Below are 22,161 nucleotides of genomic sequence, written 5' to 3' on the forward strand. Positions count from 1 at the left end.
GGTTGTACTAAATAGCGGCCCCTCGTTTTTATCCACGGTAATAACGCTGAGGAACAAAAGGCATTTTAGAGATATTTACTGGTAGCTGTTTGCCTCGTACTTCAGCGAATATTTCTGTGTCGAGTGAAGCATAGTCAGTTGAAACGTAACCCATTGCCACTGGTGCACCTAAACTGGGACCAAATCCACCACTGGTTACAGTTCCAATCTGTTCCCCCTGAGCATTTACTAAAGGGGTGCCTGTACGTATAGGGGCTTTGCCTTGGGTACGTAAACCAACACGTTTACGTTGCACAGGGATGGTTTTATCAAGCTGGGCAAGAATTGTTTTTGCTCCAATAAAGCCTCCAGATCGACTACCATCCGTTCGCCGAGATTTACTGATAGCCCAGTTTAGTGAGGCTTCAACCGGTGTGGTGGCGGTATCAATATCATTGCCATACAAGCATAGCCCTGCTTCAAGACGGAGTGAGTCTCGTGCACCTAAACCGATGGGGGCGACTTCTGGATGTTCGAGAATTGCTTTGACTACGGACTGGGCATCAGCAGCAGGAATAGAGATTTCAAAGCCATCTTCTCCGGTATAACCAGAGCGGCTCATAAAACATTCAACACCGCAGAGGATGACTTTACGCACATCCATAAAAACCATTGTCTCCAACTCACTGACAAAATTGCTCAAAACCTTTGCGGCTGAAGGCCCTTGAAGCGCAACAAGTGCTCGATCAGAAAGCACCTTCACCATATCGTTACCAAGATGTTGACGAAGATGTGCAATATCTTGCTCCTTACAGGCGGCATTGATGACTAACATGAGCCCATCAGCAAAACGGGATACCATTAGATCATCAAGAATACCTCCCTCTTCATTGGTAAAAAGGGCATAACGTTGCTTTCCTACAGGCAAATCCAAAATGTCCACGGGAACCAGCTTTTCCAGGCCCGCTTCAGCTTCTAACGGTAGCCATACTTGTCCCATATGTGAAACATCGAATAAGCCAGCCTGTGAGCGGGTATGTAAGTGCTCTTGTTTGATACCCATAGGATATTGTAAGGGCATGTGATAACCCGCAAAGGGCACCATTTTTGCGCCAAGCTCTTCGTGCAGATTGTTCAGAGGCGTTTGTTGTAGAGGTGCGTCGGTTATTGTCATCTCATCCATTCCGAATTGAAGCGCTTAATAAAACCAGCAGAGGTGCTCTGCTGGTGAGAGAGACTATATGCCTTTAGCTTCGCTGTTATTGGTAGTCTTATGCTTAACTGATGCTTGTGAAAAATAGTCACGCGTAAGCTTAAACACAACGGGGCTAAGCAAGGCGAGTGCTATAAGGTTAGGTATGGCCATGAGTGCATTTAGGATATCAGCAATAAGCCAAACCAGGTCTAAGCTCGCATAGGCACCCAAAGGAATCGCAATTAGCCAAATGACGCGAAATACTTTGATTGCAGTTAAACCAAAGAGAAACTGAATACAGCGTTCGCAGTAGACACTCCAGCCTAGGATGGTGGTGAAGGCAAAAACGGCTAAACCAATGGTGACAATGTAGCCGCCAACCCCAGGAATAGTTTGCTCAAAGGCGGCCATGGTTAATGCGGAACCAGTTTCCCCCAAGGTCCAGGCACCGGAGGTGATAATGGCAAGACCTGTGATACTACAAACCAAAATGGTATCAATAAAGGTACCAAGCATAGCGATTAACCCTTGGCGAACAGGGTCATGTGTTTGTGCTGAGGCATGAGCAATGGGGGCGCTTCCGAGACCTGCCTCGTTGGAGAAAACACCACGAGCGACACCAAAACGAATGGCGGCCCAAACCGCAGCACCTGCAAATCCCCCTGTAGCCGCAGTGCCAGTAAATGCTGAGCTGATAATCATACTTAAAGCAGCAGGTATTTCTGAGGCATTAAGCACAAGCACTACGAGGCCAGCCAGTAAATAGGAAATCCCCATAAAGGGTACAAGTTTTCCTGCGACTTCAGCGATTGCTTTAATACCACCAATGATGACCAGGCCCACAATAACCATAACCACGATACCAGTACCAAGTGGCGGGATTCCCCACTGAGTTTGCAGGGCATCTGCAATGGAGTTGACCTGAACAGTATTACCGATACCAAAGCCGGCAATTGCTCCAAAAATAGCGAATGTGGTACCCAGCCATAGCCACTTTTTTCCCAAGCCATTTTTGATGTAATACATAGGGCCACCAATATGGTTGCCTTCTTCATCCGTTTCGCGATATTTCACAGCACAAACGGCTTCGGCAAACTTTGTTGCCATACCCACTAATGCGGTACACCACATCCAAAATAAGGCACCAGGTCCACCAAGAAAAATAGCCGTTGCTACTCCAGCAATATTACCAGTACCAATAGTGGCAGATAATGAGGTCATTAAGGCATTGAATGGGCTAATTTCACCTTCTTTTTCATCCCCTTGTTCAGGGGAGCGACCTCTCCATAGTAATTTGAAGCCAGTACCTAGCTTTCTGAGTTGAAGAAACCGTAAACCCAGACTTAAATAAAGCCCCACCCCTAAAATCAGGACCAACATAACGGGTCCCCAGACAAAGGAGTCTATAGGGCCGAGGATTTCTGTGATTGTTTGATAAACTTCCATCAATTACGCCTCTTATCCATCAAGGGATACATTTGTTGTTATAAAGCGATAACACTCACGAGTTATTTTTTTTGCAAGACATGGTGGTAAAACATCATGCCTATCACTAGTGTGCTTGGTGAATAGACGTTAACTGTTGAAAGTTAAATATCCTTTTTCACGATCATGCATGTTAAAAAAAATAATTCATGTTGGTTATAAATCAGCAGGTGATGATACCAAGTCGATGTGTATTTGTGGTGATGGAAGACAAGTATTTTTTGTCTACTCGCTTGCTTTTTTTGCTTGTCAGGTACACAAAAAAGAATCATATACACATCAAAAGGAATTTAATTTACCAACACCTGTTTTTTTTATTATTTGAAACAAATTATCGCATTCGTCATAACGATGCAACAATTGACTATACCCAAATTCTGTATGACGCTCATTGAATACACTATTAATCCATCCTTGGAGGAATTGGTTGTCATATCCTTGCGGCCAGCATTTCGATATGCATTGTCCGATCATTGTCAGCTATGGGGTACCATCACTAAAAATACCACGAGTGTTCACTGAGCCGTGACCAAATAGCGTAAAAAATGAGTTTCCAGTATCTAAATTAATTAGAAGAGCAGGTAACGTAAGATGGTTATGTTGCCATAACCCATAATATTTCAGCATCGTTATCGCTTGTAGAAACCAGTGCATGTCCCATACTGGCATCGTAGTAAACGCTATCCCCTGTGAATAGCTCAACAGGCTCATAAAACTCACTGTAAAAATAAAGAGAGCCAGATAATACCAATAAAAACTCCTCTCCAGCGTGTCTTACCCAGTCACCGTAATCATTAAACTGTCTGGCTCTGACAATGGTTTTAAAAGGAACCATTTTCTTATTCACCAGTTGTGTCGCTAACAGCTCGTGCTCATAGGTAGCGGTAGGATGAGGTTTACCTGACTGATTACGGGTGATATCTCGACGTCCGGTGGTCATGGGTTGTAAAGGTTTACTAAACAGCTGTGGCAGGTCGATGCCTAGCCCTTTTGTGAGCTTTTGAACCGCCGAAAAAGTGGGGGAGAGTTGATCATTTTCAATTTTTGATAGTGTCGACCGGGCTAATCCTGTTCGCTGACTCACCTCTTCCAGTGTCCAGTTATTGCTCAGGCGAATTTCTTTTAACCGCTTACCTAGCTGCATGGGTTCAACCTGAGCCTCACTACTGGTTTGTTGCGTTTGCATTTTCGGGAGACGCGGGCTTTCCGCCATACTGGGTACTCCAATTAGACTAAACGGTTGAAAAAAGTGAGGGATACTACCTCAACCTTAATAGTATGCCAACTCATCAGGGTATTGCTTACCACTATGGGTCCAAGATTGGGGATTCGTCAAGAAAAGAGTTTCCTTTACGAAACAAAGTTGATTTGCAGGAAAAACGTTGATACATTTCAATTAAGCTGATCCATGGTTAACAGGGTTCAGCTTACTGTTATTCTCAAGACTTCCATCTTAAATCCAACGGACAGCACTGGGTGGTTGAATAAAATAAGCCACCTATGCTGCCTGGAGTGACCGAAAGGTCTTTGGATTCAGCCAGTGCAACGATGCTCACTTAAGAATATTTGTTGGCTGGCTGTTTTTTCAGTGAAACTGAAGGTGATGGAATGCAACACCATACTGCTTATTATTTAAAAGCAGGCGACAGTGCACTACTACTAATGATGTATTACTGATAATAAAGTGTACTAGTTAAGCTTATAAAGCATTACGCCAATAAAATATTACGCTAATAACATATTACAAAGTACTCAGGCCTTTTCATTAATCGCCTTAAAATTAAACGAGGGCTTTGCAGAGGACATTCACCATGTGCACCATCAAGTCTGATGTTTTGTATAGTCTTACACATGAATGGTTCAAGGTTAATGGTGATGACTCTATTACGCTGGGTATTACTGATCATGCTCAAATGCGACTAGGGGATATTACGCAAGTATGTCTGCCTGAGGTTGGACAGCATTTCCAAATGGGTGATAGCTGTATTGTTATCAAGTCGTGCAAGGCGGAAGTCGATATTTTAGTACCCTTCACAGGAAAAGTGCTCGCTGTAAATTCTAAAGTTGAGGGTATGCCTGTCATGCTAAATCAGCAGGCTTTCCAGCAAGGCTGGTTAATTAAATTACTACCAGATAACCCTGTACATTCTTCAATGTTTTTAAATGCTGATGCTTACCAAGCCCTGTTGGAAACGGAAATAGACTAGTGCCTGGTAAACGAGACTTAAAAACGTTGGGGATTGAAACCTTTAATCATAATTAATTTCCGTTGATAGGACGTGAGTAGGGGTATGACAACGCATATGGTTACACTCAGTAGTTTGCTTCCTTATGAAGACTTTATCCAGCGCCATATTGGTCCATCACCCGAAGAAGTAAAGGCCATGCTGGCTGAGCTGGATATCAGCACAACGGATGAACTCATAAAGCATACGGTACCTGAAGCCATTCGCCTGTCTGAATCGCTGACACTTTCAGAGCCTGTTGATGAGTCCACGGTTTTAGCAAAACTAAAGCAGCTGGCAGTACAGAATAAGCCCTATAAGTCGTATATTGGAATGGGCTACTATGATACGGTTGTTCCGCCTGTTATTTTGCGGAATGTGCTTGAAAATCCTGGTTGGTATACTGCTTATACACCTTATCAGCCTGAAATATCTCAAGGTCGGTTGGAAGGATTATTAAATTTTCAACAAATGGTGATTGACCTTACAGGCATGGAGCTGGCCAATGCCTCATTGCTGGATGAGGCCACTGCAGCAGCAGAAGCCATGACCATGTGTAAGCGGGTTAATAAAAAACGCAGTGATTGCTTATTTGTCGCTAGTGATGTTCATCCTCAGACAATAGCTTTAATTAAGACGCGTGCTGAATACTTAGGTATACAGGTTGTCGTCGGTGCTGCCGGAGATATAGAAAATCGCGATGTATTTGCAGGGGTTATTGCGTATCCAAGTACGCTCGGTGAAATCACTGCATTACAAAAAATAATTGATGCTTTACATCAACAACAAGCTTTAGCCATAGTCACTGCTGATTTATTAAGTTTGGTGCTGCTGGAACCACCGGGCGCTTTTGGCGCTGATGTGGTGGTGGGGTCCGCCCAGCGCTTTGGCGTTCCCATGGGATATGGTGGTCCTCATGCGGCTTTTTTTGCCACAAAGGATAAGTTTAAGCGTTCTGCGCCAGGACGAATAATTGGTGTTTCTGTGGATAGTCGTGGCCGTCCTGCTTTGCGAATGGCAATGCAAACGCGAGAACAACATATTCGTAGAGAGAAAGCGACCTCAAATATTTGTACAGCACAAGCCTTATTAGCCAATATGGCTGGATTTTATGCGGTTTATCATGGACCTAAAGGATTAAAGAAAATCGCCCAGCGAGTCCACCGCTTGACACAAATACTGGCAGCAGGGTTGGCTCAAAGTGGTATTACCCCTGTCTTTTCCCATTATTTTGATACGCTGCTTTTAACAACGGGAGAGCAAACCACAGAGGTGCTTGCCCGAGCTGAAGAGGCAGGTATTAATTTGCGGGTTGTAAATAAGCAACAAGTTGCTGTTAGCCTGGATGAGACAACAACCCTAGAGGCACTTACGATTTTGTGGCGTGTTTTATTAGGCGCTAAAAGTGATGGATTGCAGGTAACTCAACTAGACCGAGCGCTGAATAATGCGCCTGCTATTCCTGATGAATTACAACGAAAACATGAATTGTTAACCCACCCAGTATTTAATCGTTATCACTCTGAAACGGAAATGCTGCGTTATTTAAAACGCCTGGAAAATAAAGATATATCGTTAGTGCATAGTATGATTCCTTTAGGTTCTTGCACTATGAAACTGAATGCAACGACAGAGATGATTCCTGTCAGTTGGCCAGAGTTTTCAGGTATTCATCCTTATGCTCCTACTGCTCAGACTCAAGGTTACCAGCAACTACTCAATTCTCTGTGTGAGCAGTTAGCAGAAATTACTGGCTATGATGCTGTTTCACTACAGCCTAATTCAGGCGCTCAGGGTGAATATGCGGGGCTGTTGGCCATTCGTAAATATCATGAAAGTATTGGCCAACAGCAACGTGATGTTTGTTTAATTCCTAGCTCTGCTCATGGTACAAACCCTGCTAGTGCTTCGATGGCAGGGATGCGTGTGGTTATTGTTGACTGTGATGAGCAGGGCAATGTGGATTTATCAGATCTTGAAAATAAAGCGAAGCAGTATAGTGATCAATTGTCGTGTGTCATGATCACCTATCCTTCGACACATGGTGTATTTGAAGAAGGCGTTAAAACACTGTGCGAAATTATCCATGCGCATGGTGGTCAGGTTTACATGGATGGTGCAAATTTAAATGCCCAGGTGGGGTTAACAAAGCCGGGTTTAATAGGCTCTGATGTATCCCATTTAAATTTACATAAAACGTTTTGTATTCCTCATGGTGGGGGGGGGCCGGGTATGGGACCGATTGGCGTGAAGTCCCATCTTGAACCTTTTTTACCGGGCAATCCTGTGAGTGAAAGTGACAGTGAAAGGGTAGGACCTGTTTCTGCAGCGCCTTACGGTAGTGCCAATATTTTGCCCATTTCCTGGGTCTATTTGCAGTTGATGGGTGGAAAAGGCCTCACTAAGGCGACGGAGATTGCCATTTTAAATGCAAATTACATTGCCAAGCGCTTATCAGATCATTATCCCGTGTTATATACAGGTAAAGCAGGCTATGTTGCCCACGAATGTATAATTGATTTACGTCCTTTGAAGACAGCGACCGGCGTGACCGAAGAAGATGTTGCCAAGCGCTTGATGGACTTTGGCTTTCATGCTCCCACTATGTCATTTCCAGTACCTGGCACTCTGATGATTGAGCCTACTGAAAGTGAGTCAAAAGCCGAATTGGATCGTTTTTGCGAAGCGATGATTTATATTCGCCAAGAAATCGAGCAAGTTGCTCAAGGTGTGTATGCGGTAGACAATAGTCCGTTACGTCATGCGCCACATACTCAGGCTGATATTTTTAGTGATGAATGGACTCGTGCCTATACCCGACAGGTGGCGGCTTATCCTTTAGCGTGGGTTGAAGAAAATAAAGTGTGGCCAACGGTAAACCGCATTGACAATGTGTATGGCGATCGGCATTTAATGTGTTCTTGCCCTCCGCTTAGTAGCTATCAGGAATAAAAATGAAGCTATTTTTATTGTATTTCTTGTGAGCAATGATGTTAGGGCCGAAAGGCCCTTTTTTATTAACCTAAAGCAAGCCAGATTCCAACGCCCATCATTAATGAGCCAGAAATTCGATTTAGTAAACGTACATTTCCACTTTTTTGTAACAGCTTACTCAGGGTCTTGCCACCTGAGGCATAGAGAATTAAACAAAGAAACTCTATCACTAAAATCATAGACAGTAACAAAACCAGCTGTGGCGCAAGAGGTAAATCTGGATTAATAAAAGGTGGTAGTAAAGATATAAAAAATGCCCAGCCTTTCGGGTTAGCTATAGCAGTAATAAAGCCTTGCATTGCCAGGTTAATACGGTCAGTGCTTTGGGTTTCACCTTCTAAGTTGAACGCCATTTTTCCTTTAGATCGCCACAACTGAATGCCTAGGTAAACTAAATAAACGCCACCAATATATTTTAATAAATTAAAAGCACTGGGGTATTCCAGCATAATTGTTGCGATACCGACTACCGAAGCAATAGCGACAATAGCTACTCCTAGTAACTCGCCCCACATCATCCAGAATGTGCGCTTTAAGCCAATGGACATGCCCATCGTCATAGATAGCATCATACACATGCCTGGTGTAACAGAGATAAAGAAAAAAGTTGGTATAAATAACGCCACTAACGATAAACTGGCTAGGGTTATCACTGCTCCCCCCTTAATTTTTTGCTGGATGTTATGGAGTTTACACACTGTAAAATGCAGTGTTTCACTTTTCTCCTTGGCTCGCTGAGTAAGTGAAAATACTAAATATTAGTATTATTGTGCTAATTATTGTTTTTTTGTTGAGTATTTCGATCTTATATGGAAATGATAGGTATTAGCAAGTAGGGGGAATGAAATCTGCAGATGTTTGCAGGTGTTAAGGTTGTTAGCGAGATAAAGGGTACTTCTGACTGCTCTTGTTGGGACATCACTACAAACAGAAAAGTCAGAAGCGAAAAGTCGGTGGGGTAGTTGTACTAGCTCTCTTTGTTTTCCTTCTTTCCTAGCACAATGTGCTGGCGGCCTTTCACCGGCTCTTGACCACTTACACCTTGAGGAACTTCAGTTACCTTGCCACCTGACTTGAGAAAGGCTGCAACTTGTTCGTCAATCAGCCGTTGGCGTGCCTCACTGCTCAGACCGTCTTGCTCTTTATTTCGTGCCATGGGTGCTCCTATGATTATGTGAGGTGGGGTATTGTACACGAATTAGCCTTAAAGTGCTGGAGAATATTGAGTTCTTCTTTGTAGCAGTGAGGACAGTGTGATGTAACCGTTTTACAAACGCCTGATTCGTTTGATTTCTTCAGGATCAATGCCAAGTGATTCAAGAAACTTTTGATGTTCCTCTGGCTCCATTTTTTCAAACTGTCGATGCCAGTTTTGCATGTCTTGCTCATTGAAGCCTGCTGCTTGCATGATTTCTACCCAACGCTGTTTAGTGACCATATTTTCCTCCAATAATTTAGGTTGTTGTAATAAGGCAACAATCGCTTTTTGTTGCTTGCGAAGTTTTTTGATTTCAACTTCAAGATGGTTGAACTGATCCTGAAGGATTTCCTCTTGAGTTTTGTTATCACCACGCTTTAGTAAAGTGTGTATTTGAGCTACAGGAACCCCATAGGACCGGTAAGCGATGATGGTTTCAAGCTGTTTAACAGCATTGTCACCATACCACCGATAGCCGTTTTCTGAGCGAGTGCATGGCTGTAAAAGCCCCATACGTTCGTAGTAGAGTACTGTGGCACGTGAAATACTGAACTTTTTGGCTATTTGGGTCACCGTCAACATTACAATTCCCCGCAATCAACAAGGAAGTAGTATGAACCCTACACCTATAGACAGGTCAACCGCTTTTTTTTGCATAACTGAGCTATCTTCCTTAGAGGTTTCAGCTACCCTGAGGCTTAAGTTGTGTCTACTCTTTTATACAGATGTTATTTTACTGACAGTATAAAATTACCCGTGATTAATAGATGTTCAATAATTATTTGAGTTGTGAATTGATGTTAAATTTATCGCTAAATAATAGTGGCTGTTTTTTGCTTTGAAATAAAAATTTATTGAGTCAGTTTTTTATTGTTATGGATATAATTACGCTTATCGAAACCATTGAATCACGAATCAATAGCTATTGGAATTTTTATACGGTTGTTATTTTTGCAAATGCAGGTTGGGTATTTAGCCAATATGGGAAGTTATCAGTTATAACTGCTATTTTGTTGAGCTTTGGATTAGTATTATTTTTTGTCGCTAATTTAAGTTCCCAGAAGTCAGCGTTAGAGTGTTTATCTGTTGCCAGGGAAGAATTAAAAGTATTGCAGGAGAAGTGTAGGTATCAGCGGCTTTTAAAACATTACAGTACAGAAACTATTCTTTATCGTTACAGCGGAACGTTTGTATTGCATATAACCGTTGATATTTTATTGATTGTAGTTGTATTTATGGCAACGGAATAGTTGTTCTGGTTTACTAAACCCTAATTATAAAGTATTAGGGTTTAGTATACATCATTGTGATCAACGCTTAACTGACCTCTTCTTCACTTGCTTCGAATTCATCTATATCAATGCTGTCTTCGGGCACGTCAAGTGTACTCATCTCATCCAAGTGAGCGCTAAAGGTTTCTGCTTCGACATCAGAGAGGACAGAAGCGACAGCGATGGCGGGCAATGCAGCAAGCATTAAACAACTTACGGCAGCGGTTGCTATACCTGCAGCGATGGCTGAATAATAGTGGTCGCCATAACTCTGATAGTCGTTGTATTCAACTAAGCTGTATCTTACGCTGTGACACTTACTGGTATACTTATGCGTGGATTGCATTTTCATTTTTGGAACATTAACCAGCCAGTTTGATTTATCTCCTGATAAATAAAGTTTTCGCGTACGACGCCATTTACGTTGAACAGAACTTATTTTGGTTACACGCTTTTGACGATCATCTATTTCAGCTTTAAGGCCAGCTACTAAGTTATTTAGATATTTTAATTTTTGGGCTAAAGCATGAAGTTGACTGACATATAACTTACAGTTAACCGGCAATGTTGACTGTAGTTGATCAACAGGAGTGATTTGCAGATTAGTCTCAATATCTTTGCGAACCACTTGAGTGACAGCTTCTCGGAAATTCTTTGTAAAATAACGATAGTCATCTAAAAGCTGTTTTTTGCGGTGTGATTGATTAGCCTCTATTTCAGCATTAGTGATTAGCTTTCTAAGCTCAAGCTGTTGGGTTTGCAGCTGTTGATAGGTGTTGAGTACTTGACCTGATGGTTGACCTGTTTGTTGGCCAATACGTTTTAATGCGCTATTGGCTCTAATACTCTTAAAGCTAAATAAGTGCCAGAGTTTAGTCAATAGAGAATTATTTGTTTGTTGGACTTCTTTAATAAGTTTGATATCGTCTGCAGCATAGTTTTTTAACTGTTCAAGCAGGTCTCCCAGAATTGTCATAGATTCGTTGATAGACTGGGTCAACTCACCGTATTGTGGGTGAAGTTTTTTACTAAAAAAATCCTCAAAATTTTCTGAATTACATTTTTCAATAAAGCATAATGCTTTTTTTCGTTTTTCTTCTTGTGCTGTAAGCACGTCAGGAATGTGAATAAACCCGATTTGACAGAGAAATTCGACATGCTGTTTTTCAATGCCTTCCACAAGCAGAGTTGATAGTCGTTGTAAAACCTGCTGTTGTTGATGTTCTATTACACTTATTGATCCTTCTGCTTCGTTACGCTCTTGTTCGAGTGTTTTAATCTGCTCTTGGTAGCAGTTAATGGCATATTCACTATCGTGTATTCCTTGCTTTGTCGTATAACTCATGCAAATTCTCGATTAAGCGGTATACTGGCTTGTGCTCGTAGGGTGCTGGCGAAAATAAACTCACCAGGCATCATTATAGCGGTATAATCTAAAATCTCTAAAGCTGCTAGATAGGCGCCTTGTTGTGAAGGACGCTGTTTGAGACTGTGTTTAAGCTGGTCATATTTTTGCTCAAGTAGATTTAACATGTACTCTAGTGACTGGTGCTGCCAAAATAAACACCAGCCGTTGGCTTCTCCTTGAGCAGCTCGTAAGTCCTGACGATCCATTCCTTTGGGCTGTGCATAAAAGATAGTAGGGACTTCGGCAGCAATTAACTCTTCAAAGCTGTTATAGCCTGTTGCAGATATAGCAAAGTCAACACCATAGAAAAAACGGCTGATTTCACCTTCCTGACAAGGAATTATTCGTTCGTGATAATGGATACGTCCTTGATAGAGTGGTCCATAACCTACCAAAAGCTTTAGATTTGGTCGTGACAGTAGTGCTTTGATAAGGCTGTCGAGGCTTTTATCGGCTGTTTCATCGCCACCGCCACCTGCGCTAATATAAACTAACTGCTGTGTGGGTTGCAGGCCAAAATAGGTTCTTACATCCTGTTTTTTCAAGGCTTTAAGTGGGTTAAAACCATGAATTTTACCTACACAACGTGCTGTAGGATCTTCACTTTGATGCTCTGGGGCTATAATCAGAGAGTAAAGTTTTTTATGTTTAAGAATCGTTCGGCTATTAGCAATGGCTTCATCTTTATGGCGATCAATTAAAACTAAATATTTGCAATATTCTCTAATAAAACCAATTTCATTGAAGGCACCTTGTGGTGCAGTATCTACGACTAACCAATCAGGGCTTAGCTGTGACAAATAAGTGGATACTAACATTTTGGCGCGAGAGTTATAGCGCTTAACTGATAAGCCTTGGCGTTTAAACCGGGTTTTGCTGGGTAATTTGATCGTTAAAAAATCATTCGCAACCTGGGCAGCATCACTGGTGGTCAGGAATTCGATTTGATGTATCACACCATACTCGTCAAGTAGAGATCGCAATGCCCGTGCAATATTAAGTTGGCGGGTTAAGTGACCCAGCCCTGTTCCATTGATCGCATAGAAAACAACCTTAAAAGGACGGTTTGCACTGAATCGAGGTAATTGGTGTGTCATCGCTAAACATGGTTAATAAATCAGTAGGAGTGTGATATGAGCCTGAGCTTATATACAGCATAACGCCCCTTTTAATAGACGTCTAGGAAGTGCACTTCATTCTGTAAAGTCAAAAAGCGTTTTTTATTTATACATTTATCAAGTACTCATTTATAGTGTTAACAAGTGCAAATAATGAGTGAGTATTTAATAGATTAGGTTTTTTGACTACAAAGTAGAGTCGGGAAAAAATGGTTAGAACTGCCTCTTGTAACCATAATACGTTAGGTTATGTTTTAGGCACTTTTACTGTTAGTAGAGTATTGGGATAAATTTATTTTTGTGCAAATTAAAACTTGGATAAATATACCCTTCACGAATCATTTATAGGGTTTGTTGTCAGCACTCTTCACCCCAGTCACTTATTAATATAACCGCCCAGCAGCGCTGTTATATCAATTAAAGTGGTACCGCAAGTTTCACAGCAGTAAACTTGCCCAGGGGCTTCATCGCTTGACCGCCGCACCCTTGTGCCCTTGGGGTATAAAAACCCTTCGTTTTGGGTATATAAGTCTGCAGACTCCTTAAAAGTACTAACAAGAAAAAATGAAGTGTATATCGATATTGGTAGTGGAAAGGCTTAAGGCGTATTTGAGTTATTATATTTTAGGCTCTCATCAAGTGGCTTAAGTTGTATTTTACTTTTATTATTAGTTGAAATTATTTCTCCTCCAATTTTCAGTTATGCGAACTTGTGGCTTCTTCTAATACCTGATGTCATATAGCCGTAAATATTGATTAGCATCAGGGGTTGGCTGTTTCGTTCTTAATACACTACCAAAAATTTTACTTTGTACTGATAGTGATGTTAGGGGCTAAGTTTGCATAGGAGAGTGTAGATGTATGAAATAGTTAATGTACATGAATACTCGGGTGGTCTCGAAGCATGTGTGACATATATCCATTCAAAGTGGGGGGGATCAGATAATTACTTATATTTTTTCGATGCGATAGTTAATTCAAGCTTAAAACAAGACCACTTACCACAGTTTTATGTATTGGTTATTCAAAAGCAAATAGTTGGGTGCTACGGAATAATAATCAATGACTTCATCAGTCGTCATGATCTATACCCTTGGTTTAGCTCTTTATTTATAGAAGTAGAGCACCGTGGAAAAAGATTGAGTGAGCTTATGTTTGAGCATGCGAAAAAGCAAGTAATGGCAATGGGGTACGCTAACCTCTATTTAACGACGGATCATGTAGGATTTTATGAAAAGTTTGGTTGGAAACGACTAAATGATGGTTATGAACCCTCTGGTGAACGTACAAAAATTTATAAACAATCACTAATAAATATCTAAATGTACTGGGTAAACACGGTGGTAGAGGTGGTACTTGTAGCCCATTAGATTTTACTGCTGGAGAGTATATTACCTCAGTGTCGGGTAAATATGGCAATAGAGTAGACTCAATTGTTATTAGAACGAAGTGAGGAAACGTTTTAGCAAAAGGTGGCTCTGGTGGGCCTGGTGAATATAATTACACCGCTAATGCTCAGTTTAGCATCGTGGGGTTTAAAGGTAGAAGTGGGAATGTTATTGATGCCATTGGTGTTGTATATCGCCAAATATACTGAGTGAAGATTAAGTTGCGACAAGTAATAAGACGGTATAAACCATTTATTTTTATCCCATTTTTGTTTTTACCCCCCATTAAAGTAGCCTTGCCAGGCTACTTTGCGTTGTTTTGCTGATCACTAAATAATCAGCTATTTATAACTTTGCTTCCTTCCTGCAATGCTTGCATAGTATAGAACAATAGATCCAACGACTTGGATTCAGCGAGCTTTTTAGAAATAGTTTTGTTATCATCCGTGCCCTCGGTCACAGTGCTGGTGGTTGTGCATGGCAGATCAATACAATACAGAAGTAGCAGATATTCAGGAAGCAACTCCAATTACCTTCAAACCATTACCCTACAGTTATGCGAAGCGGCATGGTGTATTACTGAAGCGGGATGACTCAGTAACAACACTGTATTTTCGTGAGCAGTTAACCACGGATGTTTACTCTGAGGTCGTGCGTGCTGCTTATCAGATTCATCATGTCGTTAAATTAGATGAAGGTGGTTTTAATCAGCAGTTAGCTGAAAGTTATCAGGGTGGCTCTTCAGAAACCATGGAGGCTATGGAAGGGCTGGGTGATGATATTGATTTAGCACGATTAGCTGAGGCAGTTCCAGAAGCTGAGGATTTGCTGGAACAAGAAGATGATGCACCGATTATACGGTTGATTAATGCTATTTTATCCGAAGCGATTCATCTGCAGGCATCTGATATTCATATTGAAACTTTCGAACGACGTTTAGTAGTGCGTTTTCGTGTCGATGGTGTGATGCGTAAAGTGATTGAGCCTAAGCGAGAATTGGCGTCGTTGTTAGTGTCACGAATAAAAGTCATGGCAAAGCTGGATATTGCTGAAAAGCGTATCCCTCAGGATGGACGCATTTCGTTGCGTATTGCTGGTCGTGAAGTCGATATTCGGGTATCCACACTGCCTTCCAGTAATGGCGAACGAGTTGTACTGCGTTTGCTGGATAAGCAAGCGGGGCGTTTGGACTTAAATAAGTTAGGGTTAGCCAAACGGGATGATCAGACTATTCGCGATCTGCTGTTTAGACCCCATGGTATTATTTTGGTCACAGGCCCTACAGGTTCAGGAAAAACCACGACACTCTACGCCAGCCTGGCAGAATTAAATGCAGAAACACGGACGATTCTCACTGTCGAAGACCCCATTGAATACAACCTGGAAGGCATTGGTCAAACGCAGGTTAATACGAAGACTGATATGACCTTTGCGCGTGGTTTACGTGCGATTCTTCGGCAAGACCCCGATGTGGTCATGGTCGGTGAGATTCGTGATATGGAGACGGCACAAATTGCCGTGCAAGCCAGTTTGACCGGACACTTGGTATTGTCAACATTGCATACTAATACGGCAATAGGGGCTATCACTCGTTTAAAAGATATGGGCATTGAGCCATTTTTATTAGCATCCAGTTTAATCGGGATGGTAGCCCAGCGCTTAGTCCGTGTGCTTTGTGATGACTGTAAAGCGCCTTATACTGCCACTGTGCGGGACTGCCGAGCATTGGGTTTCGACGAAGAAACTGCGCCTACTCTATACCATCCAAAAGGTTGTGAGGAATGTAATAATTCAGGCTACCGAGGGCGGCTGGGTATTTATGAAGTGATAGCCATTGACGAAACCCTTCGTACGTTAATTCACACAGAAGCCTCTGAACAGGAAATTGCTGTTCATGCCCGCAAACTTGGGCCAGGTATTCGTGATGATGGAAAAGCGAAAGTGCTAGCCGGATTAACCACGGTAGAAGAAGTATTACGGGTGACACAAGAAGGGTAATGCTAGAGGGCTAACAGTAGTACAGGTATGGCTGCATTTGAGTATATCGCGTTAAACCCGCGAGGAAAGGAAGAAAAGGGTATTATTGAAGCGGATAGTATCAAACAGGTACGTCAGTTGCTGCGTGATAAACAGCTGGCACCGCTGACGGTTACTGCCACAAAAGAGCGCAGTAGTGATACTCAACCACGCTTTAGTTTACAGCTCGGAAAACGAATTTCTGCACATCAGCTAGCACTGATCACACGGCAATTGGCAACATTGATACAGGCCGGTATGCCAATTGAAGAAGTCTTGAAGGCGGTTGCTGATCAGAATGATCAACGAAAAATTAAAGCGATTATATTATCAGTACGCTCTCGGGTGCTAGAAGGTTACTCTTTAGCCAATAGTATGGCGGACTTCCCTCAGGTCTTTCCAAATTTATATCGGGCAACGGTATCAGCCGGTGAACAGTCAGGACACTTAAATTTAGTGTTGAACCGGTTAGCAGATTATACTGAAGATCGAAAAAAATCGCGTCAAAAAATTCAGTTAGCGTTGGTTTACCCTATTATTTTGCTTTGTGCTTCGTTACTGATTGTAGGCTTTTTATTAGGTTATGTTGTGCCTGATATTGTTAAAGTCTTTATTAACTCCAAGCAACAATTACCTGCGTTAACGGAAGTGATTATTGCGGCCAGTGACTGGGTAAAAAGCAGTTGGTATTACGTCGCTATTGTTGGCGTATTAACTTGGATGGGGTATCGCTATGGTATGCGTCATGATTCGTTTAAAAAACGTGTTCATCAGTTCTGGTTAAAGCTGCCCGTAATGGGGAAATTGCTATTAAACATGGAAACTGCGCGTTTTATCAGTACGTTGAGTATTTTGGTACGCAGTGGTGTGCCGTTAGTGGATGCCTTACATATTGCCGTTGAGGTTATTGATAATCTGTCGATTAAACATCAGGTGAAAGATACTGCACTCTGGGTAAGTGAGGGTAACAGTTTACGTAAAGCATTAGAGCGAACCAATGTATTTCCTCCAATGATTTTGCACATGGTGGCCAGTGGTGAATCCAGTGGTGAGTTAGATGATATGTTGGGACGAGCAGCAGAAAATCAGCAACAAGAAGTAGAAGGTTTTGTGGCCATGTTGGTGGGCTTATTTGAGCCCATGATGCTTTTATTTATGGGGGCTATAGTGCTGGTCATTGTATTGGCGGTGTTATTGCCAATTCTCAACCTTAATGCACTCGTTGTATAGCAAGCGTGATGAATAATGTGCATGGTTCAAACCCAGTACTAAAAGGCGATCAGCGAGGCTTTACGTTAATTGAATTGCTTGTCGTACTTGTGATTATTGGCGTAATGGTGAGCTTGACTGTTATCTCCCTGGGTGATGGTTCACGAGATCGAGAAATACGTCAGTTATTAGGTAACTTGCAGACGGTATTCAATGAGACATCGTTAGCGGCGGTTTATCAGCAACGACAGTATGGACTTGTGGTATCAGATCAGCAGTTATCGTTACTAACCTGTTCTCAAGAAAACTGGCAGTGCCAAAAAGCAGAAGAACAACCTTTTTCCTCAATTACACTACCTGATGGATTGGTATTTCGTTTATTGCTGGATGAGCGAGAAGATTATTGGCAACCGCCCACCATGCGCAAAAAAGAAGCGGAAGATGATGAAAAAGAGGATTCTCGTAATAGTTCATCACGAGGAAAGGATAAGGACCGTGTAACACCGCATATTGTTTTTTTATCGAGCTATGAAGTGACACCGTTCCGGTTAGTCATTATTAATGAACAGCAACAAACAGAACGAGAGTGGATGATTGCGACTGATGGTACGGCTGGGTTTGAAGTCAAAACACGCTAATCAAGGTTTTACCTTACTGGAGGTTATGCTGGCTGTTGCTGTATTTGCAGCTGCGGCATCTATTTTGCTGATGGCGGGCAGTGGTACCTTGCAAAAAGTGCAGTTACTGGAAGAAAAAACCTTAGCGGTTCAGGTCGCTGAAAATTATTTAAGTGAATTGCGCTGGACGAAAAAAAAACAATCAGGTAACACTGAAAAAGAAATTAAGTTTGCGGACCGCGAGTGGCTCGTGAAAAGTGTTATTAAAACGACTGAAAACAAAGGTATTTTGCGGATAGAAATCGTTGTAGAGCGTAAATTATCATGGCGTGAAGATGAGTACCAATTGGCGACGCTGGTTGCTTTTATGGAGGCTGATGCGACATGAACACAAGATTATTAAACGTTAAGCAAAATAGTGTGAGGATAAGTAAACCATGAGGCAGCGTATACATGGTTTTACTTTATTAGAAGTCCTCATTGCGGTAGCTATTTTTAGCATTATTGGCTTAGCGGTTTATCAGCTTTTTAACAGCTTATTACGCACTCAGGTAACAGTGTTTGATCATAGCGAGCAAATGGTAGATTTACAGAAAACGTTTTATTTTATTCGTCATGATTTAGAACAGTGGGTTAAGCGTCCTATCCGTAATGAATTTGGTGATAAAGAAGAAGCTTTTATTATTGATGAAAACACCTTGGAATTTACCCGGTTAGGTTGGGACAATCCGTTACAAAGCTGGCCAGAACACCCTGATGGCAAACGTAGTCGTTTACAAAGGGTGAAGTATGAAAACGTGAATAATGAGTTGGTTAGGTATTATTGGCGCTTTCTGGATCGACCGCCCGAAGTTAAGCCAAAAAAACAAGTATTACTAACAGATGTGAGCGATTTGCATTATCAGTTTTTGGATAAACAGGATACCTGGCACTCTGATTGGCCACCCAATAATACCCAATCGACCGCATCAATGCCTGAAGCAGTAAAAGTGATATTTACCCATAAATCATTAGGAGAAATGGAAGTATGGGTTGCAATGTCAAAATAAAGCCGCAAAAAGGTGTTGCATTAATTACGGTGATGTTGGTGTTTGCAGTTGTTTCTATTTTAGCGGCGGCACTTATTAAGCGACTGGATCAACTCATTAATATGACCAGCCACTCGGTAACACAAGCTCAATTGAGAAGTTATGCCTTGGGTAGTGAAGCATTAATTAAATACGTACTGTCCCAGGATAAAACCCCGAATGTTGATGCGCTAATAGAAGAAGATTGGAGTACATATCGGGGCCAGCCTATGCAGTTGGAGCAATATCCGATTAAAGAAGCTTATACGCGGGTTTGGGTGATTGATGCTGAACGCTGTTTTAATTTAAACAGTCTATTCAGAAGCAACGGAGGTGGCACAAATGATGATAAAGATGATAAAGAAACAAGAAACACTCTAGTAGAAAGAGAAGACTCTGAGTTCGGTGGGATGGCTGACTCGACTGATGATGATACAGAAAATAGTACTGGCAGAGGCTCGGACCAGAAAAAAAATAATTCGCAAAAACAATTTAATCAGTTATTAAATGCCAGTAAATTACCTTCAGCATTGTATACTAACTTAAAAGATTGGGTGGACAGCGATCAGAGTGTTAGTTCTGCTGAGGATTATTATTATCTCGGTTTAAAACCACCGTATCGAACCGCGAATCAATTGTTGTATGACTTTAGTGAGTTGCGGCAAATAAAAGGTTTTAATCAAAAGGTGATAGATACACTGGCAACAACAAGCTGTGTGTTACCAGGAATTGATACTTTTGCATTGAATATTAATACGGTATCAGAAGCTTTATTGAAAGCCATCGATCCAAATAAAGCATCAAAAATAATTGAGCAGCGTAAAAAAAAGCCTATTAAGGATAGTTCAAGTTTTAATAGCAATGGTGTCAATTATCAAGTTAGAAGCAGTTATTTTTGGGTACAGGTAGAAGTGGTATTATTTGGTAAACGGCAAGTGTTAAGTAGCCTGTTACACCGAAAAAGTAAGAAAGAAATTGATGTTATCAGTCGTCAATGGCTGCCACTGTCGGCTCCCTTGGTGATCTCAGAGCAAAGTAAGTCATCATGAGTAAAACAACATTTTTTATTGGGTTTGTTAATGTTGCAGCCCAGGCACAAACATTGTTAGCCAGCAATTTATGTTGGTGTGTTCAGCAGGAAGCGCAGCAAAGTAACGTTGAAGAGGGAAGTATTACTCAGCTGGCTGAGCGTTATGCTGAATTTCCAGGTGCAAGGTTGGTGTTAGTGGTGCCTGGTGCACTGACAACACTGGCTTGGGTGGCGACGCCATCCAAACAGCGTAAGCATATTGAGCAAGCGGTGCCTTATTTACTGGAAGAGCGGTTAGTTGCGGATATTGATCAATACCACTTAACGATGTTATCACCTAATGAAGATAATCATGTGCCGTGTATTGCTTTATTAAAGGATGATATTCGACAGTTGGTAGAAACATTCACTGAGGCAGGGTTGCCGTTGGATGTTATGGTACCTGAAAGCTGGTTGCTGGCTCAGCAGCCAAGTAGTGTGGTATGTCACCAGTCTCAGGTAACAGTGGTGACTGCAACCAGCGCAGTGGGTATTGTACCTGAAGCACTGGCAGCTCAATTGGTGCCAGAGTTGATTGATTTGACTGAAGTGCAGCAGGCCTGGGCTGACGCAGATTCGAGCCTACCCTCGACAATGGAATTACCGGTTGAGTGGCAGGTTATTTCTGGCCACTGGCTTACCTGGCTGTCAGGGCTTTGGCAGAAAACAGGTAACGTAAACTTGTTGCATCACGAGTGGCAGCCTTGTCATCGTAACAATACCGGTTGGAAACAGTGGCGCTGGTCAATTGCTGGGGTAATTATGGTTATCTCACTGGGGCTAGCTGGTTTACATGGCTATGCCTGGCATCAGGAAAGACACGCTCAAAGGTTAGAACAGGCAACCACTGACTTATACCGCAAAATATTCCCAAACCAAAAAAAGGTCATTGATGTTGTTAGCCAATTTAAAGCCCAATTAAAGCAGAGGTCGGGTGGTCAGGATAATGCTTTTTTGCACACATTATTTCAGTTAGGCCATATTTTACAAACTGGACAGCCAGGTCAGTTTACAGTCCGCTCTCTTGATTTTCGTAATGATGGTAGTTTTATGATGGAGCTGTTAGCAAAAGATTTAGCCAGTGTGGAGCAGCTCATTAGTACCAGTAAAGCTCAAGGCTTAGAGGCTAATTTGCGTTCAGCGAACAACCAGCGCCAGCAGGTTCTGGCTCGGATTGAGCTTGCTGCAAATTAATTAATGGTTTGAGTTATGCTCAATAGCTATTCAAATTTTTTTTAATGTGTTGAGAACACCTATGCAGGCATTTTTAGCATCATTATCACCCCGTGATCGCAGAGCGTTAATCTTGCTCAGCGCTTTTGTGGGGGTGATGGTTTTATATTGGGGTATTTGGCAACCTACCCAACAGCGTTTAAGTAAATCGAGTGAACAGTTGTTGTACTGGCAAGAGGCTTACCAGTTTGTCAGTAGTCATCAACAACAAGCTAAAGCGCTTAAGCAAGTGCAATCTGCACCTACACTGACAGCGGACCAGGCACGGCAGAGGATTACGCAGGTTGCTCGTCAACAACAATTGGATATTAAACGTTTAGAGCCTGGGCAAAAGGCGATGACGCTGTGGCTGGAGCAAGTTCCCTTTCAAAAGGTATTGACCTGGCTATACGACATTGTGGAAAAGCAACAGATTCCTTTATTAAATGTTCATGTATCACGTAAACAGGAAAGTGGGCTTGTTGATCTTAGGGTAAGCTTTCAGTTGGCAGGTTCTTAGGGCCTGTTAACACTATTTGAATATCACTGTTATGATGGTAAAAGCACTCATCTAGGCGCGAAGCGTGAAGTTGAGTGGCTCTAAATGAACAATGAGCAACAACGAGTAGTGCTTTTACCGTCATCACCCTTCGGGCCGTGATTATTTTTCCACCTAGTGGTGTTACAAGTCATTTATGTAGAATGACTAC

General features: G+C 42.0%; 21 protein-coding genes and 1 pseudogene. 14 read left to right on the forward strand and 8 right to left on the reverse strand.

Features of this window, described 5'->3' with window-relative positions; all coding sequences use genetic code 11:
* Positions 1 to 28 precede the first annotated feature (28 nt).
* Both gcvT and KHS79_RS13040 read right to left on the reverse strand, forming a co-directional pair.
* Positions 29 to 1,153: a glycine cleavage system aminomethyltransferase GcvT gene (gene gcvT / locus KHS79_RS13035; RefSeq protein WP_233468411.1), complete on the reverse strand. Its 1,125-nt coding sequence runs from the start codon at positions 1,151 to 1,153 to the stop codon at positions 29 to 31.
* 63 nt (positions 1,154 to 1,216) lie between these two features.
* Positions 1,217 to 2,620: an alanine/glycine:cation symporter family protein gene (locus KHS79_RS13040; RefSeq protein WP_212719621.1), complete on the reverse strand. Its 1,404-nt coding sequence runs from the start codon at positions 2,618 to 2,620 to the stop codon at positions 1,217 to 1,219.
* Positions 2,621 to 2,789: 169 nt separating this feature from the next.
* Between KHS79_RS13040 and KHS79_RS13045 the strand changes: the two genes are divergently transcribed.
* On the forward strand, positions 2,790 to 2,984 hold the full coding sequence (locus tag KHS79_RS13045) for a hypothetical protein (RefSeq protein ID WP_212719623.1): 195 nt from the start codon (positions 2,790 to 2,792) through the stop codon (positions 2,982 to 2,984).
* 270 nt (positions 2,985 to 3,254) lie between these two features.
* Here the strand turns inward: KHS79_RS13045 and KHS79_RS13050 are convergent, their stop codons facing one another.
* Positions 3,255 to 3,872, reverse strand: a complete 618-nt coding sequence (locus KHS79_RS13050; RefSeq protein ID WP_051311254.1) for a helix-turn-helix domain-containing protein — start codon at positions 3,870 to 3,872, stop codon at positions 3,255 to 3,257.
* A gap of 598 nt (positions 3,873 to 4,470) precedes the next feature.
* Here KHS79_RS13050 and KHS79_RS13055 point away from each other — a divergent pair.
* Positions 4,471 to 4,866, forward strand: a complete 396-nt coding sequence (locus tag KHS79_RS13055; RefSeq protein ID WP_094786840.1) for a glycine cleavage system protein H — start codon at positions 4,471 to 4,473, stop codon at positions 4,864 to 4,866.
* 84 nt (positions 4,867 to 4,950) lie between these two features.
* Entirely contained in the window at positions 4,951 to 7,836 is a 2,886-nt protein-coding gene (gene gcvP, locus KHS79_RS13060; protein WP_212719626.1) for an aminomethyl-transferring glycine dehydrogenase, read from the forward strand.
* Between the two features lie 65 nt (positions 7,837 to 7,901).
* On the opposite strand, the gene KHS79_RS13065 is transcribed toward gcvP, so the two are convergent.
* The 3 genes from KHS79_RS13065 to KHS79_RS13075 form a co-directional block, all read right to left on the reverse strand.
* The gene (locus KHS79_RS13065) at positions 7,902 to 8,531 is read right to left on the reverse strand and encodes a LysE family translocator (protein WP_230413369.1); all 630 of its coding nucleotides are present in this window, start codon (positions 8,529 to 8,531) and stop codon (positions 7,902 to 7,904) included.
* A 314-nt stretch (positions 8,532 to 8,845) separates the two neighbouring features.
* On the reverse strand, positions 8,846 to 9,034 hold the full coding sequence (locus KHS79_RS13070; RefSeq protein ID WP_038292399.1) for a hypothetical protein: 189 nt from the start codon (positions 9,032 to 9,034) through the stop codon (positions 8,846 to 8,848).
* Between the two features lie 111 nt (positions 9,035 to 9,145).
* Positions 9,146 to 9,658 carry a MerR family transcriptional regulator gene (locus tag KHS79_RS13075; RefSeq protein ID WP_027710342.1) on the reverse strand — a complete coding sequence of 171 codons (513 nt, stop codon included), beginning with the start codon at positions 9,656 to 9,658 and terminating at the stop codon, positions 9,146 to 9,148.
* Between the two features lie 293 nt (positions 9,659 to 9,951).
* On the opposite strand from KHS79_RS13075, the gene KHS79_RS13080 reads away from it, so the two are divergent.
* Positions 9,952 to 10,326 carry a hypothetical protein gene (locus tag KHS79_RS13080; protein ID WP_212719628.1) on the forward strand — a complete coding sequence of 125 codons (375 nt, stop codon included), beginning with the start codon at positions 9,952 to 9,954 and terminating at the stop codon, positions 10,324 to 10,326.
* A 67-nt stretch (positions 10,327 to 10,393) separates the two neighbouring features.
* Here the strand turns inward: KHS79_RS13080 and KHS79_RS13085 are convergent, their stop codons facing one another.
* Together KHS79_RS13085 and KHS79_RS13090 are read right to left on the reverse strand one after the other, a co-directional pair.
* Positions 10,394 to 11,692 carry a hypothetical protein gene (locus tag KHS79_RS13085; RefSeq protein WP_212719630.1) on the reverse strand — a complete coding sequence of 433 codons (1,299 nt, stop codon included), beginning with the start codon at positions 11,690 to 11,692 and terminating at the stop codon, positions 10,394 to 10,396.
* Positions 11,689 to 12,852, reverse strand: coding sequence for a hypothetical protein (locus tag KHS79_RS13090; RefSeq protein WP_212719632.1), 1,164 nt, complete (start codon positions 12,850 to 12,852; stop codon positions 11,689 to 11,691). Before KHS79_RS13090 ends, KHS79_RS13085 begins: the two co-directional genes overlap by 4 nt.
* Positions 12,853 to 13,730: 878 nt before the next feature.
* Here KHS79_RS13090 and KHS79_RS13095 point away from each other — a divergent pair.
* The 10 genes and pseudogenes from KHS79_RS13095 to gspM all read left to right on the forward strand — a co-directional run bounded on the left by KHS79_RS13095 (position 13,731) and on the right by gspM (position 21,971).
* Positions 13,731 to 14,195, forward strand: coding sequence for a GNAT family N-acetyltransferase (locus KHS79_RS13095; protein WP_212719634.1), 465 nt, complete (start codon positions 13,731 to 13,733; stop codon positions 14,193 to 14,195).
* A 5-nt stretch (positions 14,196 to 14,200) separates the two neighbouring features.
* A pseudogene (locus KHS79_RS26370) lies at positions 14,201 to 14,470 on the forward strand (jacalin-like lectin).
* Positions 14,471 to 14,738: 268 nt separating this feature from the next.
* A complete protein-coding gene (gene gspE, locus KHS79_RS13100; protein ID WP_212719636.1) occupies positions 14,739 to 16,259 on the forward strand; it encodes a type II secretion system ATPase GspE in 1,521 nt (506 codons plus the stop codon).
* A 27-nt stretch (positions 16,260 to 16,286) separates the two neighbouring features.
* Positions 16,287 to 17,507: a type II secretion system inner membrane protein GspF gene (gspF, locus tag KHS79_RS13105; RefSeq protein WP_027709505.1), complete on the forward strand. Its 1,221-nt coding sequence runs from the start codon at positions 16,287 to 16,289 to the stop codon at positions 17,505 to 17,507.
* Between the two features lie 8 nt (positions 17,508 to 17,515).
* Positions 17,516 to 18,124, forward strand: coding sequence for a type II secretion system minor pseudopilin GspH (gene gspH / locus KHS79_RS13110; protein WP_212719638.1), 609 nt, complete (start codon positions 17,516 to 17,518; stop codon positions 18,122 to 18,124).
* Positions 18,105 to 18,491, forward strand: a complete 387-nt coding sequence (gene gspI, locus KHS79_RS13115) for a type II secretion system minor pseudopilin GspI (protein WP_212719640.1) — start codon at positions 18,105 to 18,107, stop codon at positions 18,489 to 18,491. The genes gspH and gspI overlap by 20 nt, the downstream gene beginning before the upstream one ends.
* 49 nt (positions 18,492 to 18,540) lie before the next feature.
* Positions 18,541 to 19,152 (forward strand): type II secretion system minor pseudopilin GspJ, encoded by a 612-nt coding sequence (gene gspJ / locus KHS79_RS13120; RefSeq protein WP_051311663.1) that lies wholly within the window; start codon positions 18,541 to 18,543, stop codon positions 19,150 to 19,152.
* A complete protein-coding gene (gene gspK, locus KHS79_RS13125; protein WP_212719643.1) occupies positions 19,131 to 20,219 on the forward strand; it encodes a type II secretion system minor pseudopilin GspK in 1,089 nt (362 codons plus the stop codon). Before gspJ ends, gspK begins: the two co-directional genes overlap by 22 nt.
* On the forward strand, positions 20,216 to 21,433 hold the full coding sequence (gene gspL / locus KHS79_RS13130) for a type II secretion system protein GspL (protein WP_212719645.1): 1,218 nt from the start codon (positions 20,216 to 20,218) through the stop codon (positions 21,431 to 21,433). The genes gspK and gspL overlap by 4 nt, the downstream gene beginning before the upstream one ends.
* Positions 21,434 to 21,494: 61 nt before the next feature.
* Positions 21,495 to 21,971, forward strand: a complete 477-nt coding sequence (gene gspM, locus KHS79_RS13135; RefSeq protein WP_027709509.1) for a type II secretion system protein GspM — start codon at positions 21,495 to 21,497, stop codon at positions 21,969 to 21,971.
* Positions 21,972 to 22,161: the final 190 nt, after the last annotated feature.

This window comes from Zooshikella ganghwensis, from assembly GCF_018263875.1.
Classification (GTDB): domain Bacteria; phylum Pseudomonadota; class Gammaproteobacteria; order Pseudomonadales; family Zooshikellaceae; genus Zooshikella; species Zooshikella ganghwensis.

What these genes read in the sequence shown, in the direction of transcription:
- KHS79_RS13095 (WP_212719634.1), top strand. Translation starts at nt 13,731, where the DNA reads ATGTATGAAATAGTTAATGTACATGAATACTCGGGTGGTCTCGAAGCA.
- gspE (WP_212719636.1), top strand. Translation starts at nt 14,739, where the DNA reads ATGGCAGATCAATACAATACAGAAGTAGCAGATATTCAGGAAGCAACT.
- KHS79_RS13075 (WP_027710342.1), bottom strand. Translation starts at nt 9,658, where the DNA reads ATGTTGACGGTGACCCAAATAGCCAAAAAGTTCAGTATTTCACGTGCC.
- KHS79_RS13070 (WP_038292399.1), bottom strand. Translation starts at nt 9,034, where the DNA reads ATGGCACGAAATAAAGAGCAAGACGGTCTGAGCAGTGAGGCACGCCAA.
- gcvP (WP_212719626.1), top strand. Translation starts at nt 4,951, where the DNA reads ATGACAACGCATATGGTTACACTCAGTAGTTTGCTTCCTTATGAAGAC.
- KHS79_RS13050 (WP_051311254.1), bottom strand. Translation starts at nt 3,872, where the DNA reads ATGGCGGAAAGCCCGCGTCTCCCGAAAATGCAAACGCAACAAACCAGT.
- gspL (WP_212719645.1), top strand. Translation starts at nt 20,216, where the DNA reads ATGAGTAAAACAACATTTTTTATTGGGTTTGTTAATGTTGCAGCCCAG.
- gspF (WP_027709505.1), top strand. Translation starts at nt 16,287, where the DNA reads ATGGCTGCATTTGAGTATATCGCGTTAAACCCGCGAGGAAAGGAAGAA.
- KHS79_RS13045 (WP_212719623.1), top strand. Translation starts at nt 2,790, where the DNA reads ATGTTAAAAAAAATAATTCATGTTGGTTATAAATCAGCAGGTGATGAT.
- gspJ (WP_051311663.1), top strand. Translation starts at nt 18,541, where the DNA reads ATGAGGCAGCGTATACATGGTTTTACTTTATTAGAAGTCCTCATTGCG.
- gspM (WP_027709509.1), top strand. Translation starts at nt 21,495, where the DNA reads ATGCAGGCATTTTTAGCATCATTATCACCCCGTGATCGCAGAGCGTTA.
- KHS79_RS13040 (WP_212719621.1), bottom strand. Translation starts at nt 2,620, where the DNA reads ATGGAAGTTTATCAAACAATCACAGAAATCCTCGGCCCTATAGACTCC.
- KHS79_RS13080 (WP_212719628.1), top strand. Translation starts at nt 9,952, where the DNA reads ATGGATATAATTACGCTTATCGAAACCATTGAATCACGAATCAATAGC.
- KHS79_RS13090 (WP_212719632.1), bottom strand. Translation starts at nt 12,852, where the DNA reads ATGACACACCAATTACCTCGATTCAGTGCAAACCGTCCTTTTAAGGTT.
- gspH (WP_212719638.1), top strand. Translation starts at nt 17,516, where the DNA reads ATGAATAATGTGCATGGTTCAAACCCAGTACTAAAAGGCGATCAGCGA.
- KHS79_RS13085 (WP_212719630.1), bottom strand. Translation starts at nt 11,692, where the DNA reads ATGAGTTATACGACAAAGCAAGGAATACACGATAGTGAATATGCCATT.
- gcvT (WP_233468411.1), bottom strand. Translation starts at nt 1,153, where the DNA reads ATGACAATAACCGACGCACCTCTACAACAAACGCCTCTGAACAATCTG.
- gspK (WP_212719643.1), top strand. Translation starts at nt 19,131, where the DNA reads ATGGGTTGCAATGTCAAAATAAAGCCGCAAAAAGGTGTTGCATTAATT.
- KHS79_RS13055 (WP_094786840.1), top strand. Translation starts at nt 4,471, where the DNA reads ATGTGCACCATCAAGTCTGATGTTTTGTATAGTCTTACACATGAATGG.